11 protein-coding genes are annotated in these 15092 nt (G+C 44.3%); 5 read left to right on the top strand and 6 right to left on the bottom strand.

Features of this window, described 5'->3' with window-relative positions; genetic code table 11:
- Both E4T71_RS06550 and argS read right to left on the bottom strand, forming a co-directional pair.
- A partial coding sequence (locus E4T71_RS06550) for a helix-turn-helix domain-containing protein (RefSeq protein ID WP_135034965.1) occupies positions 1-214 on the bottom strand: 214 nt, incomplete at its 3' end.
- 204 nt (positions 215-418) lie between these two features.
- A complete protein-coding gene (gene argS, locus E4T71_RS06545) occupies positions 419-2107 on the bottom strand; it encodes an arginine--tRNA ligase (RefSeq protein WP_135038273.1) in 1689 nt (562 codons plus the stop codon).
- 110 nt (positions 2108-2217) lie between these two features.
- Here argS and argR point away from each other — a divergent pair, with 110 nt between their 5' ends.
- Genes argR through E4T71_RS06525 form a run of 4 tightly spaced genes read left to right on the top strand, consistent with a single transcriptional unit; the run spans position 2218 to position 8710 of the window.
- Positions 2218-2667 carry an arginine repressor gene (gene argR, locus E4T71_RS06540; protein WP_135038271.1) on the top strand — a complete coding sequence of 150 codons (450 nt, stop codon included), beginning with the start codon at positions 2218-2220 and terminating at the stop codon, positions 2665-2667.
- Complete coding sequence (gene mutS, locus E4T71_RS06535) at positions 2664-5201, top strand: DNA mismatch repair protein MutS (RefSeq protein ID WP_135038269.1); 2538 nt, start codon at positions 2664-2666, stop codon at positions 5199-5201. Before argR ends, mutS begins: the two co-directional genes overlap by 4 nt.
- An 11-nt stretch (positions 5202-5212) precedes the next feature.
- The gene (locus E4T71_RS06530) at positions 5213-6940 is read left to right on the top strand and encodes an ABC transporter ATP-binding protein (RefSeq protein WP_135038267.1); all 1728 of its coding nucleotides are present in this window, start codon (positions 5213-5215) and stop codon (positions 6938-6940) included.
- Between the two features lie 3 nt (positions 6941-6943).
- Positions 6944-8710: an ABC transporter ATP-binding protein gene (locus E4T71_RS06525; protein WP_135038265.1), complete on the top strand. Its 1767-nt coding sequence runs from the start codon at positions 6944-6946 to the stop codon at positions 8708-8710.
- A 909-nt stretch (positions 8711-9619) separates the two neighbouring features.
- Here E4T71_RS06525 and E4T71_RS06520 read toward each other — a convergent pair.
- From E4T71_RS06520 to E4T71_RS06505, 4 genes are read right to left on the bottom strand one after another with little or no spacing between them, the layout of a single operon-like run.
- The gene (locus tag E4T71_RS06520) at positions 9620-10636 is read right to left on the bottom strand and encodes an iron ABC transporter permease (RefSeq protein WP_135038263.1); all 1017 of its coding nucleotides are present in this window, start codon (positions 10634-10636) and stop codon (positions 9620-9622) included.
- Positions 10623-11645: an iron ABC transporter permease gene (locus E4T71_RS06515; RefSeq protein ID WP_135038261.1), complete on the bottom strand. Its 1023-nt coding sequence runs from the start codon at positions 11643-11645 to the stop codon at positions 10623-10625. Before E4T71_RS06515 ends, E4T71_RS06520 begins: the two co-directional genes overlap by 14 nt.
- A gap of 8 nt (positions 11646-11653) precedes the next feature.
- Entirely contained in the window at positions 11654-12583 is a 930-nt protein-coding gene (locus E4T71_RS06510; RefSeq protein WP_135038259.1) for an iron-hydroxamate ABC transporter substrate-binding protein, read from the bottom strand.
- Positions 12584-12592: 9 nt separating this feature from the next.
- Positions 12593-13372, bottom strand: a complete 780-nt coding sequence (locus E4T71_RS06505) for an ABC transporter ATP-binding protein (protein WP_135038257.1) — start codon at positions 13370-13372, stop codon at positions 12593-12595.
- A 349-nt stretch (positions 13373-13721) separates the two neighbouring features.
- Here E4T71_RS06505 and E4T71_RS06500 point away from each other — a divergent pair, with 349 nt between their 5' ends.
- The gene (locus E4T71_RS06500) at positions 13722-14963 is read left to right on the top strand and encodes a Fic family protein (protein ID WP_135038255.1); all 1242 of its coding nucleotides are present in this window, start codon (positions 13722-13724) and stop codon (positions 14961-14963) included.
- The last annotated feature ends 129 nt before the right edge of the window (positions 14964-15092 follow it).

The raw sequence follows: 15092 nt of genomic DNA, 5'->3' as shown, positions 1-15092 counted from the left end.
TAAGGAGTGCCTCTAAACCTCCTTCTAGATAACGGTTCAATAAGTTTCGTACAGTTTGATGAACAAAACCTACTGATTTAGCTACTGCTGTTAAATTCTGACATTCAGAGTAGAGAATGAGAGCTTGAATTTTCCTATGGTGCTGTGCATTCTTTTTATCTTTCAGGGCTTGCTTCAATTCGCTAATTTGATATTCATTTAGTTCGACTTTCATACCTTATAGTATACAGCTATTTTTGTTTTTTGTTAAGTATTACTTGGCAACGACTGCATTAAAGAATTTTCCCTCCTAAAAAAGGAGCAGTTGGTGCTTGAGCTAGCCTCTTTGCGAAAACTAAAAAAAGCACTTGAACGGCCCTTGTCCGGTGAACTGAGGACTTATCCGTTCGAGTGCTTTTTAAACAGCTATTCAAAGATACTACATCTGCTCAGGTGCTTCAACTCCCAAGAGACGGAGAGCTTCTTTCAGAACGATACCGGTTGCGTAGCTGAGGGCTAGGCGGCTATCACGTTCAGGGCTCTCCTCTAGGATACGGGTATGAGCATAGTATTTGTTGAAGTGTTGTGCCAAATTGATGGCATATTTAGCGATGATCGATGGTTCAAACTGGTTGGCTGCCCGTTCGATTACGCGGCTGAAGTCTTGAAGGATTTTCAAGATTTCCCAGCTTTCGCTATCTTCTAAGTGATAGTGAGCGGCTGGATCTGGTTGGTAGTCTGCCTTACGTAAAATGGACTGAATCCGTGCATACGCGTATTGCACATACGGCCCTGTCTCACCTTCGAAGGACAGCATGGCTTCCAAATCGAAGTCATAACCGTTCATGCGGTCTGTCTTTAAATCGTAGAATTTGATGGCGCCGACACCCACTTGGCGAGCCACTTGTTCCTTGTTTGGAAGGTCAGGGTTTTTCTCAGCAATCTGCTTCTCAGCTCGTGCAATAGCCTCCACAATGGTTGGCTCAAGCAAGATGATGTTCCCTTTTCGAGTAGACAATTTTTTCTTATTTTTAGTGACCAAGCCAAAAGGAATATGAGACATATCCTTAACCCAGTCATAGTCCATTTTTTCCAAAACGGCATTGAGTTGAGCAAAGTGACCAGATTGTTCATGACCTGTAATGTAGATGTTTTTGGCGAAATCGTAAGTCCGTTTCCGATAGAGGGCAGTTGCCAGGTCACGAGTGATATAGAGGGTAGCTCCGTCAGATTTCTTAATCAAAGCTGGATTGAGGTTGAATTCTTCCAAATCAACAATGGAAGCCCCTTGTGATTCTTGAAGGAGCCCCTTTTCTTCTAGGATTTCAAGGACTTCATCCATCTTGTCATTGTAGAAAGCCTCACCATTGTAGCTGTCAAAGGAGACGTTGAGAAGCTCGTAGATTCGATTGAATTCAACCAAGCTCTCAGAGCGGAACCATTCCCATAATTCCCAAGCTTCCTTGTCGCCCTGTTCTAATTTGAGGAACCATTCCCGTCCTTGTTCATCCAATTCAGGATTGGTTTCCATCTCCTCATTGATGCGGACATACAGTTTGAGCAATTCATTAATTGGGTTGGCTTCAACAGCTTCTTTGTCACCCCAAAGTTTGTAAGCCACAATCAAAAGACCGAATTGTTTTCCCCAGTCTCCGAGGTGATTAATTCGGATCGCATTGTAGCCTAATTTGGTAAAGAGGTTAGCGAGTGAGTCCCCGATAACAGTTGAGCGTAAGTGTCCCACTGAGAAGGGTTTTGCGATATTAGGGCTGGACATATCGATGGTGATGTTTTGTCCCTGACCGATTGTTTGGGCGCCGTAAGCTTCTTTTGCATCAATAACAGAGCGGAGAATTTGGTCTCCCATGCTGACCTTATCTAAGAAAAAGTTGACATAAGGTCCTGTTGCGACCACTTTTTCAAAACCAGTTGTGTCAATGGCATCAGCGATTTCTTGGGCAATCACGGCAGGTGCCTTGCGAAGAACCTTGGCCAAGCTAAAAGCAGGAAAGGCGATATCACCCAAATCAGAAGATTTAGGGGTTTCTAAAAGGTCCAGAATGGCTGCTTCATCAAGACTTTCGATTTGAGCCGCTAGCCGTTGGGCCACTAATGATTTTTGGTTCATAATTTCTCCTTTTTTTCTCTTTATTTTATCATAAGGCAGGCCTTAAATCCAACAAGGACAGGCCGATAAAAAATTTGTTATAATTGAAACAGAATGCGTGAGGAAAGACCATGAAAAAAGCAGACAGACAGGATTTGATTGGGCAGCTTTTGAGCGAGCGACGATTTCATCGGCAGCAGGAGTTACAAGAGGCTCTCAAAGAGGCTGGTGTGGAGGTAACCCAGGCGACCTTGTCCAGAGACTTAAAGGAACTGGGAGTGGAGCGTCATATGACAACACAAGGTCAGTCTTTTTATCGCCTGCCGCGGATGGGGGCAGGGGCTGGTTTGGGAGATTTAGCCTTATATGTGAAGCAGATTGACCGGGTTGAGTTCAGCCTGGTTTTGCATACAGGTTTAGGAGAGGCCTCCGTTTTGGCCAATAGCCTAGATGCCAGTGGAGACCGTCGGATTTTGGGTACGATTGCCGGCGCAGATACCCTTTTGGTGGTGACGCGCTCTAGTCAAGATGGTGCCAGTTTAGAAGAAGATATTCGCTCTTATGTCGAGGAGGTCCTATGAGTCAAGCGAAATTATCACCCGGCATGCAGCAGTATGTCGATATGAAAAAAGATTACCCCGATGCTTTTCTTTTCTTTCGCATGGGGGATTTTTATGAACTTTTTTATGAAGATGCAACCAGAGCAGCACAGATTCTTGAAATCTCAATTACATCGCGAAATAAAAATGCGGAAGACCCCATTCCTATGGCGGGAGTTCCCTATCATTCTGCTCAGCAATACATTGATACTTTAATTGAGCAAGGTTATAAGGTAGCTATTGCCGAGCAGATGGAGGATCCCAAACAGGCCAAGGGTGTGGTGAAACGTGAGGTTGTTCAGGTTGTAACCCCAGGAACCAGCTTGGATGGTCCTAGTCGTGATGGTCAGAACAATTTCTTGGTAGGTCTTTATGCCCAAAATCAAGCCTATGGCTTGGCTCATTTGGATTTGGCTACGGGAGAATTTGCGGTAACCCAGCTAGATCGCTGGGAGCTAGTTTTGAGTGAAATTCGGAATTTACAGGCCAAGGAAGTGGTTTTGGCTGGTGAGGTACTCGAGGAACAAGAAACTGTGTTGCGTCAGCAGCTGCAAGTCATGGTTTCTTGGGTGGAGAAACCTTTGGATGCCAGTCCTCTTCTACCGACCAGTCTAAAAGAGCTTGAGTTCTCAGCAGCTGCAAGCCTGTTGGCCTATATTTATCAGACCCAGATGCGGGACTTGGATCATTTGAAGCCGGTTGAAGTTTACCAAATTGCGGATTCTCTCCGGATGGATTTTGCAACTAAGCAAAGTCTCGATCTAACCGAGCATGCTCGGACAGGCAAGAAACAGGGATCTTTATTAGGGGTCTTGGATCAAACACGGACGGCTATGGGATTAAGACTCTTACGCCGTTGGATCCAACAGCCGCTTTTAGATAGAAAACAGATTGAGGAGCGGCAAAATCAGGTGACGATTTTATTAGAGGCCTTTTTTGAGCGCCAGGATTTGGTTGAGAGTCTCAAAGGTGTCTATGATATTGAACGCTTGGTCAGTCGTGTTTCTTTTGGCAAGGTTTTACCTAAGGATCTCTTGCAGCTATCCGCTACCTTGGGGCAGGTGCCGCAAATTCGACATCTGTTAACCAGTTTGGAGCAGGTGACATTAGAGTCTCTGATTCAGGGGCTGGATCCTTTAGAGGAGTTGTATGCCCTGATAGATGCGGCTATTGATCCCCAGGCGCCCAACCAATTAATGGATGGGGGCCTGATTAAGACAGGCTTTGATCCTGTCCTAGACCAGTACCGTAAAGCCTTACGAGAAGGGACGTCTTGGTTGGCAGATTTGGAAAGCCGGGAACGTCAGGCGACGGGGATTCACAATCTCAAGATTGACTACAATCGTAAGGATGGTTATTATTTCCACGTCACCCAGTCCCAGCTTAGTCATGTTCCAGATCATTTTTATCGTAAGGCAACGTTGAAAAACTCGGAGCGTTTTGGAAGTCAGGAATTGGCCCAAATTGAAGGTCAGCTTCTAGAAGCTCGAGATCAGTCTTCCCAATTGGAATATGATCTCTTTATGCGAATTCGGGAAGAAGTGGCTAAGTACATGCCTCGCTTGCAAAGTTTGGCTAGCGCCCTTGCCAGTGTCGATGTACTCCAGAGCTTGGCTTCGGTTGCAGAAAGCCAGCTCTGGGTTAAGCCGACTTTTAACGAGACAGGACAAATTCGAGTAATCGAGGGTCGCCATCCTGTAGTGGAAGCAGTCTTGGGCCGCCAGTCCTATGTCCCCAACAGCCTTGTTATGGCGGCAGAGGATCGGATTCAGTTGATTACGGGCCCCAATATGAGTGGTAAATCAACCTATATGCGGCAAATTGCGATTATGGTGATTCTTGCCCAGATTGGTTCGTACGTTCCAGCTAAGGAGGCAGACCTGCCGATTTTTGATGCCATCTTTACTCGGATTGGGGCAGCCGATGACTTGGTTTCTGGCCAGTCGACCTTTATGGTGGAGATGATGGAAGCTAATCAAGCCGTGCAACATGCGACAGCTCAGTCCCTCATTCTCTTTGATGAGTTGGGTCGTGGTACCGCAACCTATGATGGTATGGCTTTGGCTCAAGCCTTGATTGAATATATTCATGATAAAGTGGGAGCGAAGACTTTCTTTGCAACACACTACCATGAGTTAACGGAATTGGAACACAGCCTTGGAGGACTGGCCAATGTACACGTTGCCACATTAGAAGAAGGGGGCACGGTTACTTTCCTACATAAGATTGAGCCGGGGCCTGCCGATCAGTCTTATGGAATCCACGTTGCTAAAATTGCGGGACTTCCTCCAGTCCTTTTGGCTCGAGCCCAGATTATCTTGGATAGCTTGGAAAACCAAGAGTCTCAGTCCCAGATAGGGCAACTGGATTTGTTTCAAGTACCAGAATCCCTCCCGAGCACACCCCATCCCCTACTTGAAAAACTAAAAACAATCAATTTGAGCCAGATGACTCCCTTAGAAGCCCTGCTTTTCTTGGATCAAGCTCAGAAAGATTTAAATGAAACCCTACTTTGAAAGGAGGATCCATGCTTTATATTTGGAATTACTTAAAGAAATATCCCCAGCTCTTGGCTTTGGATATTTTTGCAGCCCTATTGTTTGTTATTGTGAACCTCGGACTTCCGACCTTTTTAGCACGAATGATTGACCAAGGAGTGGTTCAAGGAGACGAGTCTCGGATTTATTTTTGGGGCATTGTCATGATCATTACAGCCTTGCTTGGAATTTTAGGTCGTTTCCTACAGACTTATGCAGGTAGCCGTCTTACGAATAAAATGATTCGAGATATGCGTCTGGATATTTATCGACGTCTTCAATACTATTCCCATCAAGAATATGAACAGATTGGAGTGTCTTCTTTGGTCACTCGGATTACCAGTGACGCCTTCACACTGATGCAGTTTGCGGATCAGACCTTGAAATTTGGAGTTATCACTCCAATTATGTTGCTATCCAGCTTGGTGATGGTTTTTGTGACCAGTCCTTCCTTGAGTTGGATTGTAGCCTTCTCTCTTCCATTTTTGGTGGTCGTTATCTGGTATGTGGCTATTGCTAGTCGTCCCTTATCGGAGCAACAGCAAGAAAGTTTGGATCGGATCAATCATTTTGCTCGGGAAAATCTAACCGGTTTACGGGTTATTCGCGCTTTTGGTCGTGAGGAGTTTCAAGAGCAGCGTTTCGATCAGGAAAATGAAATTTACCAGACCAATTCCAATCGACTGTTCAAGTTGACGGGATTAACAGACCCTCTCTTTGCTCAGATTATTATTGCAATGATTGTGGCGATTGTCTGGTTTGCCTTGGATCCCTTAAATCAGGGACAAATCCAGATTGGGGTTGTAGTTGCTTTTATTGAATATAGCTTCCATGCCCTCTTGTCATGCCTACTCTTGGCCAATCTCTTTACGACCTATCCGCGGACTGCTGTATCGGCCCGCCGTCTGCAAGAGGTTATGGATATGCCGTTATCCATTTCTCCAAATGAAGAAGGAGTGACCGAGACGGAAACCAAGGGATATTTGGAGTTTGATCGGGTGACCTTTGCTTATCCAGGTGAGACTGAAAATCCAGTCTTGCACGATATTTCCTTTAAGGCTCAGCCAGGTCAGACAATTGCTTTTATTGGGTCGACCGGTTCTGGGAAGTCTTCCTTGGTGCAGTTGATTCCTCGCTTCTTTGATGTGACATTGGGGCGGATTTTAGTGGACGGAGTGGATGTTCGTTCTTATAACCTCAAGGCTCTGCGGCAGAAGATTGGATTTATTCCACAGAAGGCTCTCCTGTTTACTGGAAGTATCGCAGAGAACTTGCGATTCGGAAATGCTCAAGCGGATCAGGAAGATCTGGAATCTGCTTCGGATGTGGCCCAGGCTTTGGATTTTATTCAGAGTAAGGAAGATCAGTTTGAGACCCATCTGGCAGAAGGTGGAAGTAACTTGTCGGGTGGACAAAAACAACGCTTGTCCATTGCGCGTGCACTTGTTAAAGAACCAGAAATCTATATTTTCGATGATTCTTTTTCAGCTCTGGACTATAAAACCGATGCGATTTTGCGTCGTCGTCTCAAAGAAGTGACCGAAAATGCAACCGTGTTGATTGTTGCGCAGAGGGTTGGAACCATCATGGATGCCGACCAAATTATTGTTCTGGACAAGGGCGAAATTGTGGGACGTGGAACCCATGAGGAGCTTATGGAATCTAATGCTATCTATCGTGAAATTGCTAATTCGCAGCTGAATAGAGGGGAGGAGTAAGATATGAAAGAAAATAATTTTAAACGACTCTGGTCCTATCTTCGCTCCTATCGTGCGAGTGTTTATTTGGCGATTGCTTTCAAGATTTTGAGCATTGTCATGTCGGTTCTGGAGCCTTTTGTACTGGGGTTAGCGATTACGGAATTGACACGTAATCTCTTGGATATGGCTCAAGGAAAGGGAACCGGCTTGAATATTCCCTATGTCTTTTGGATTCTTGTCATTTACCTGCTTCGCGGGACCCTTTATTCTCTTGGAGCTTATTATGCCAATTATTTTATGACCAATGCGGTTCAAGCTACGGTACGCGATTTGCGTAAGGAGTTGAGCCATAAGGTCAACCATCTGCCAGTATCCTATTTTGACCGCCAGCAGTTTGGGGATCTTTTGGGACGCTTTACGAGTGATGTGGAGACCGTCTCCAATGCACTTCAACAAAGTTTCTTGCAGATTGTGAATGCAATCGGAACGATCATCCTTGTCTTGGTGATGGTTTATTCGATTAATGTTCCTCTAGCTATTGTTGTTACGTTGATTATCCCTCTTACCTATATAACCTCAAGTCAAATTCTTAAATTATCCCAACCGTCCTTTAAGCGTCAAGCTGATATTTTAGGAAAATTAAATGGGTTTGTACAGGAACACTTGACTGGTTTTCAGATTGTAAAACTCTATGGCCGTGAAGAACAGACCGTGGAAGAATTTCAGGACATCGTGGATGAGTTAGAAGAAGTCGGCTTTAAAGCGAGCTTCCGTTCAGGCCTAATGGCTCCTCTTCTTCATGGACTATCTGATTTCGCCTACGTTATGATTGCCTTTTTGAGTGGCCTTCAAGTTTTGGCAGGTCGTCTAACCATCGGGAACATGCAGGCTTTTGTTCAATATGTTTGGCAAATCAGCCAACCCGTACAGATTCTGACTCAAATCGCAGGTCAACTTCAAAGTGCCCAGTCCTCCTTGGACCGGATTTTCCAAGTCTTGGATGAGCCAGCTGAAAGTCAAACCGATGAAACAACACTTGCCCAACCCCTGAGCGGTCAGGTAAGCTTTGATCAGGTTTCCTTTAGCTACACTGCGGATAAACCATTGATTCAAAACTTTAACCTTGAAGTCCAACCAGGACAAATGGTAGCTATCGTCGGACCAACAGGGGCCGGAAAGACAACTCTTATCAACCTACTGATGCGCTTCTATGATGTGGATGGAGGTGCGATTCGAGTTGACGGCCAAGATATTCGCAGCATTGATCGCCAAGATTACCGCCGTCAATTCGGAATGGTCTTGCAAGATGCCTGGCTCTATGAAGCCAGTATTGAAGAAAACTTACGCTTCGGGAATTTGGATGCGACCCACGAGGAAATCGTGGCAGCCGCTAAGGCTGCCAACGTGGATTACTTCATTCGCAGCCTCCCAGGGGGCTATAAGATGCAGATGAATCAAGAATCTAGCAACATCTCACTTGGTCAGAAACAGCTCTTGACCATCGCTCGTGCCCTCTTAGCGGATCCGAAAATCCTAATCCTAGATGAGGCAACCAGCTCCGTGGATACCCGTCTGGAACTCCTGATTCAAAAAGCCATGAAAACCCTTATGCAAGGCCGTACCAGCTTTGTGATTGCCCATCGGCTTTCCACGATCCAAGAAGCTGACAAAATTCTGGTCCTCAAAGACGGCCAGATCATCGAGCAAGGAACTCATGAAAGCCTCCTTGCCGACCAAGGCTTCTACTATGACCTTTATCAAAGCCAATTTGCGCGTGAAGAGGAATAAAATTTCTGACTTCGCTTGAAGTTTGAATCGATAAAAACAGCTTAGAATCAACGTTTCTAATGACGTCATTCTAAGCTGTTTTCTATTTCGCAGACTTTTTCCTAAGCATCTTTTTGAAAATGACTCTTGAAATTGTCGGATGGTTATTTGATACTTTTTATGCTAGAATAAATTTAGTATAAGAGCGCTTACAGTAGGAGGGACTTGTATGATTAACTAGGAATAACTTATATAACGACTATATATCCGGATTGCAGAGTGTGGGATAGTTATTCTCTGAAGAATTTAAAGACCCCCGTAAGCTTGTATGAAGCATAGAGCCACCAAAAACATTCCCAGCTGAATTCAGTTGGGAATGTTTTGGATTCTTGACATATTAGAGTATCAAAAATTCATATGCTTTCTATAGAGCAACTGATACTCAATGAAAATCAAAAATTAAACTAGGAAGTGAGCCTCAGAAAGTTCGAAATCTTTGGGAGAGGTTTTAAGCTTGCTCATAAAACTTTCGAAGAAAGTTTCAAATGAGTACAGCAAAGTTGACAAAAACTTCGTTTTTTCAACTAAAATCTCAGACAGTCTACCAGACTGTCTGACCTGACAACTGTTAAATTTGATTTTCAAAGAGTATGAGGTTTCTTGTTTAGGTATGCGAGTCTTATAGTCATTAAATTTCAAAGATACACTTATTGATTGCGCGCAAGAATGTCTTCTCTAGAAGATTCAGCAGTTCCCTGAGGTTTGTTGAATCATTTTTTAAAATGACTGAGGTCTTAGCTTAATAGAATCTCATTCCATTGCTATTTTTTGAAATTCTTCAACTATTCTGATTTTACTTTTATGACGTATTACTACTAAAAAAGACACGATTTCCGATGTTTGGGTGAAAATCGTGTCTTTTTTCTGGTTTTAGGAATGGTTCATTTGTTTGCGTAAGAGATACAGAAAATAGGGGGTTCCGATGAGGGTGAGGGTGATGCCGGTGGGGATGTTACTGCCAACCAGATAGGTACGGGTGAGGGTGTCGGCGGTGAGGAGGAGGAGTGCACCTGTCAGCATGCTTGCGGGGAGACGCCAGTGATGGTCAGGTGGGAAGAGGATTTGACTGATATGGCTAGCAAGGAGACCTACGAGGGTAATATTTCCTGCTAGCGAGAGGCTGAAAGCAACAAGTGCACTAGCTAGTAAGAGCAGGAGTCGTCTTTTTTGTTTGAGAGGAAGTCCTAGTCCGATGGCGGTTTCATCTTTTAGTTGTAGGAGGTTAAGTGGCCTTGCTTGGCTGTAACTGAATCCCCAGAGTATGATTAAAATCGGCGTTGCAATGGCTAGGCTCTCCCAATTGTTGCCGGTCATGCGTCCGGCTAACCAGGTTACTACATAATTAAGCTTCTGGGTGTTGACTTGACCTGTGATGGCAATGAGGCTGGAGGATAGGATAGTGGAGAGGGTTACACCAGCGATAATTAGTTTGATAGGATGGATGCCTTGTCCTTTTTGGTGGGAAAGAAAAGAGGCGAGAGCAACTGTTGCAAGACCGCCTGGAATAGCAAAAAAGGGGAGAAAACGGATAAAGAAGGGGTCGGTAAGATTTAGTTGCGTTAGAGCGAGGGTTAGGACTAATCCGACTCCCGCGTTAATTCCAAGAGTGGAAGAATCGGCGAGAGGATTACGTGTATAGGTTTGTAGGAGAGCACCGCTTAATCCTAAAGAAGCACCTGCCAATAAGCTGACCAGAGTTCGGGGGAGACGGATTTCTTGAAGTATAAATTGAGTTTGGGAACTGGCTGTTCCTTCAAAATACTGAAAGAGTCCTTGGACGTCGATTTCCATGTCTCCCATAGCTAGTGATAGGAATGAAGCGATGAGGACTAAGAGAAGTAGTAAGAGTAGGGTTGAGGCTTGAGGTAGCCGCTTAGAAGGAGTCATACAATTGTCCCTTTCGCATCAGGATTATAAAGATTGGGAGAATGATTAGACAGATTAAGGTATTGAGTGGGGTTCCTGGGAGTAGGATGGCTCCGAGATCGCACCAGAGTAGAAAACTGGTGCCAATGAGAGCTGAAATAGGAAGTAAGTGACTGTAGGAACGTCCTAACCATGGACGTAAGAGGTGGGGAATGATTAACCCTACGAGCGCTAAACTACCGACTAAAGCAACAGAGCCAGCGGAAAGCACTAAAACAACAAGTAAGAGTGTCAGGCGCATCCAGCGGGTATTTTGTCCTAAGCCTAGGGCAATTTGTTCATCTAAGCTAAAAATTGTCAGTTGATAGGCTAGGAGTTGTGCAAGTAAGAGTCCACAAGCAATCGGTGGGATGATGATCATGAGCATCTGCCAATTTGTGGCCGCTAATCCGCCAGCTTGCCAGCCAATAATCGCCGTGGACAGATTAAAAGCCAGCGTCAATCCCTGTCCCAGAGCGGTAAAAAGACTGGCTACCATGGTACCAGCTAGGATGAGGCTAGCGGGATCTAGTCCTCGTCCCCGCCGGTAGGCTAGACCTAAGACGAGTAGGGTTGCCATACCTGCGCCTAGTAGGCAGAGGACTAGAATTTGGCTATAGTGGAGGGAGCCAAGAAAAGCGTAGCCCCCAGCTAGAGCCAGTCCGGCTCCAGCATTGATTCCGAGGAGTCCTGGGTCTGCGATGGGATTGCGGGTAATTCCCTGCATAAGGGCGCCAGAAACAGCAAGACTGGCTCCTACTAATAGAGCAGCGGTGGCGCGTGGGAGTCGGATATCCCAGATAATCAGATCGATTTGTCCCTGCTTGTGTGGATATAGGAGGGCTTGTAGGACGGTTTCAAAATCGTACCAGGGTTGTCCCCAACTGAGATTCAGCAGGAATTGACCGAGGATTAGGAGGGTGAGACTGCAAAAAACAAGCCAAAAGAATCTTGGCTTGTTTTGCGGAATCCCAGATTGGGTTGGTTTCATAGGAACTCCTAATTCATTTGTTGGAATCCTTCTTGGATAGTTTTTAGTTCATATTCCAGACTTAGTGGGTCGTTGAAGTAGAAAGCATTGGCATCAACCTTGAGGACATGGTTTTTCTCAACTGCTGGTTGAGATTTCCAAAGGGGACTCTCATAGAGGGCTGACCCTGTCTCCTCGTTTTCAGCAGCTACAACGACAATATCGCCTAGATAATCTGGTAGGGCATCTTGATTGACGGCTAGATAGCCAGGTTTGAAGACCTCATCTTGGACTTTTTGAGGAGCTTTGAAACCGAGAGCTTGGTAGATAACTTCGCCGCCACGCCCCCAGTTGTTGCCGAAAAGGTAGATGTCTTTTTCAAAGAGCCCCATAACGGTAACAGTCTTATCTGCTCCTAACTGGTTACGGAGTTCTTGTCCGATTTTGGCAGTTCGCTCTTTCCAGTTAGCGATCCATTCATCTGCTTCTTTTTCTTTGGCAAAAACTTGCCCAAAAGAATTCAAGAGTTGGAGGTAATCGTTCTTGCCGTAGGTTACAGCCAAGGTTGGTGCGATCTTTTGCAGTTCCTTGAGGTTCGGATCATTGGATTCAATGACAATCAAATCTGGATTGGCCTTGGCAATGCTCTCTAGATCGTCTGGCATGAGTACTTGAGCCTCCTTAATCCGATCCTTGAGGACGGGATTCTTAGCGTCATAGGAAGTGACAGATACAGGCTCAAAGCCAAGTTGATAAAGGTAACCCGTATAGCTCGAGGAAAGACTGACAATTCGTTGAGGATTCTGAGGAATATCTCCAGAATAATCAAAGCCCTCAATCTTGGGTTTACTGGAGAGAACTATGTCTTCCGTAGCATTAGATGACTTATTTGTAGAAGTACAAGCTGTCAGTGTGAGGAGTAGTAAAGTAAGTCCTAGCCAGGTTAGTAGTTTTTTCATAATAATCTCCTATTCTTTAAGTAGCGTATAACTAAGACAGACAGGGGTTCCATAGATTGGATCTGGAAGGATTTGCGCTTCTATGGAAAAAATCGAACGCAAGGTTTCAGTTGTCATCACCTCTGAGACCGCACCCTCAAAAGCGATGTGCCCATCCTTCATGGCCAACAAACGATGGGAAAAACGAGCTGCCAGATTGAGATCATGCAAGACCATGACGATGGTCTTGCCTTGGGTTTTATTGAGTTCTGCTAGTAGTTCTAGCACTTCCAACTGATGATTGAGGTCAAGGTAGGTCGTTGGTTCATCTAAGAAAATCCAGTCTGTATCTTGAGCTAAGGCCATAGCAATCCAGACCCGCTGCCGCTGTCCTCCCGATAACGCATCAACGGGCTGATCGTGGTAAGCACTTAAGCGAGTAGCTTCTAACGCCCAAGTAATTTTAGCGCGATCATCCTTGGAGAGATGCCCCAAGGCCGCTAAGTGAGGGTAGCGACCATAGGTAACTAACTCCGAAACGGTGATGCCTTCGGCTGCAGACTGAACTTGTGGTAACAGAGCCAATTTTTTGGCAACTTCCTTGGTTTTCATCTGAGCGATGGCTTGGCCTTCGAGAATAATTTGTCCTTTGTCTAAGGGGAGAATTCGAGTAAAGGCCTTGAGAAGAGTGGATTTACCACTGCCGTTGGCCCCGATGATGGTGGTGATGCTTCCAGGCTCTAGCTGACAAGATAAATTGTCCAGTATCAAGCGATCTCCATAAGAGATCTGGATTCCTTGGGCTTGCATGGCCGCTTTCTCTCTTTCATCAGTAAAATACACCTTATTATAGCATAAAAGTTTTCAAAAGGAGATTTTTCAGACAATTCTAAGGAATGATACTTTTCATTAGAAATTATTTGATTAAAATTCCCACATATTTTAACAAAAGGGCTAAAATGACAAAATAGAAGGCAATAAATAGTTTATATTTGAACAAAAGTGCCAAAATGTTAAAATAGAACTAGAAAATGAGATTTTATTTTAACAAAAGGGCTAAAATGACAAAATAGAATTCAACTTTTCAATTCTATTTGAATAAATTTTGATTTTTGTTTTAAGTAACAGCAGGGTCGATCTAGCAGAGAGGAGGGTTTTGATGGATTACAAAGAACTTAAAAAAGTCTATTATGGGAATTTTGAGGCTTATGAGAGAGAGTATCAACAACGTTTGGAAGGATATGGTACGATTGTTACTCGACTTTACCCAAGATTGATGAAAAGAGAAAACTTCCAAACATCTAGCTTTCCCCTGTTTGTCGTGGTCTTGCCGACGATTCTAATGTTGATGGAAAAAATTACAGTTGCTTCTGGCAAGATTCAGGATTTGGCAGCGGATTTACCAGCCGTCGCCCATTATCAATTTTTTAGTGAGCAAATGTACCAATCAATCATTTCCACAAATGCTATCGAAGGTATTCGAACAAGACGGAAGGACTTGGTAGAGGCTCATCGCTTTGTGACAGAGTCTCCAGATGCAGAATCTACACGTAAAAACCTTTCAATGGTGAAAATGTACCAACAGATTTTAGAGGGGACTACTCTCAATCTCCAGACTTTGAAAGATATTCGCTTTCTTTATAATCTTTTGATGGAAGAGGAAGTGGACTCAGAAGATCAACTGGATGGGGAGCTCTTTCGAAAAGGGGGTGTTCAGATAAGCGATGATCGGACAGGGAAAGTCATCCATCGTCCCCCCTTATCGGAAGAAGGGATTTGTAATATGTTGGAATCCTGGCTTCAATTTCTGGGAGATGAGGAGCTTCCTTTTTTAGTGAAGGTCTGTATTGGTCATTTTTTCTTTGAAAATACGCATCCATTTTATGATGGGAATGGACGATTTGGTCGCTATCTAATGGCCAAGACAGTAGCTAATAACTTGGATACCTTCACAGCTCTTGTGATTTCCCAAAAAATCAATGAGCATAAAAATACTTATTACAAACTCTTTCAACAGACGGGCGACTATTTGAATCGCGCTGATGCGACCTTTTTTGTCCAAGGTCTCTTGTCACTTATTCAAGAAGGACAGGAAGATATTCTTTTGCTCTTAGCTGAAAAACGGGATTTATTGGAAGACTATCGTGAGAAAATCCATACTCTGGAAGAGACTTCAGAACAAGAAAAACACCTCCTCTTTGTACTTGCTCAGGCAAAACTATTTGTGTCAGATGATAGTGGGATGGAGGAGAGAGAATTGGTTAAAATAGTAAGCCAGAATGCTCCAAAAGTATCGGTTCGTTCGATTAAACAAGGTTTGCGGACTTTAGTTGATAAGAATTTACTTCAAGTTGTCAGCCGCAGACCCCTTCGCTACCGTCTGACGGAGATGTTTGAATAGTAATACTTAACAAAAAACAAAAATAGCTGTATACTATAAAGTATGAAAGTCGAACTAAATGAATATCAAATTAACGAATTGAAGCAAGCTCTGAAAGATAAAAAGAATGCACAACACCATAGGAAAATC

The sequence above is a fragment of the Streptococcus sp. WM07 genome, from assembly GCF_004570525.1.
Taxonomy (GTDB): domain Bacteria; phylum Bacillota; class Bacilli; order Lactobacillales; family Streptococcaceae; genus Streptococcus.
Note: the sequence above shows the minus strand (reverse complement) of the source record. Positions and strands in the feature narration are given on the sequence as shown.

Coding starts and splice junctions, on each gene's coding strand:
- argS (WP_135038273.1), bottom strand. CDS start 2,107: ATGAACCAAAAATCATTAGTGGCCCAACGGCTAGCGGCTCAAATCGAA.
- argR (WP_135038271.1), top strand. CDS start 2,218: ATGAAAAAAGCAGACAGACAGGATTTGATTGGGCAGCTTTTGAGCGAG.
- mutS (WP_135038269.1), top strand. CDS start 2,664: ATGAGTCAAGCGAAATTATCACCCGGCATGCAGCAGTATGTCGATATG.
- E4T71_RS06530 (WP_135038267.1), top strand. CDS start 5,213: ATGCTTTATATTTGGAATTACTTAAAGAAATATCCCCAGCTCTTGGCT.
- E4T71_RS06525 (WP_135038265.1), top strand. CDS start 6,944: ATGAAAGAAAATAATTTTAAACGACTCTGGTCCTATCTTCGCTCCTAT.
- E4T71_RS06520 (WP_135038263.1), bottom strand. CDS start 10,636: ATGACTCCTTCTAAGCGGCTACCTCAAGCCTCAACCCTACTCTTACTA.
- E4T71_RS06515 (WP_135038261.1), bottom strand. CDS start 11,645: ATGAAACCAACCCAATCTGGGATTCCGCAAAACAAGCCAAGATTCTTT.
- E4T71_RS06510 (WP_135038259.1), bottom strand. CDS start 12,583: ATGAAAAAACTACTAACCTGGCTAGGACTTACTTTACTACTCCTCACA.
- E4T71_RS06505 (WP_135038257.1), bottom strand. CDS start 13,372: ATGCAAGCCCAAGGAATCCAGATCTCTTATGGAGATCGCTTGATACTG.
- E4T71_RS06500 (WP_135038255.1), top strand. CDS start 13,722: ATGGATTACAAAGAACTTAAAAAAGTCTATTATGGGAATTTTGAGGCT.